We start from the raw sequence: 330 nt of genomic DNA, 5'->3' as shown, positions 1-330 counted from the left end.
TCCGGGAACTGGAAGAAGGTCGGACCGCCGTACTCGCCGACGACCAGTGGCTGCTCGCAGCCGAAGCGTTCGAGCAGGCTGCGCACCGACGCGAGCTGGGCCGGGATCCGCCGCGGGTCGTCGTAGCAGTGGACGTCGACGAGGTCGAACGAGCTGGGCTCCGCCGCGAGGACGGTCTCGTAGAAGCGCCAGGGGTCCGCCCCGGGAGCCTCGCTGAGCACGTCATAACCCACGCCGCCGAGGACGACACGTCCTCGGAGGGCACCGAACGCACCGCCGAGCCGAAACCGGCGAGCAACTCGGCGTACTCCTCGGCGGTGCCGGCCCAGA

1 protein-coding gene is annotated in these 330 nt (G+C 70.9%); it reads right to left on the bottom strand.

Annotation, left to right across the window (positions count from 1 at the left end; genetic code table 11):
• Positions 1-233, bottom strand: a 233-nt coding sequence (locus BN358_RS25910) for a hypothetical protein (protein ID WP_157593594.1), incomplete at its 3' end; no start/stop codon positions are given.
• Positions 234-330 lie beyond the last annotated feature (97 nt).

Origin of the sequence: Sedimentibacter sp. B4 (assembly GCF_000309315.1) — a bacterium.
GTDB lineage: Bacteria > Bacillota > Clostridia > Tissierellales > Sedimentibacteraceae > Sedimentibacter > Sedimentibacter saalensis.
Note: the sequence above shows the minus strand (reverse complement) of the source record. Positions and strands in the feature narration are given on the sequence as shown.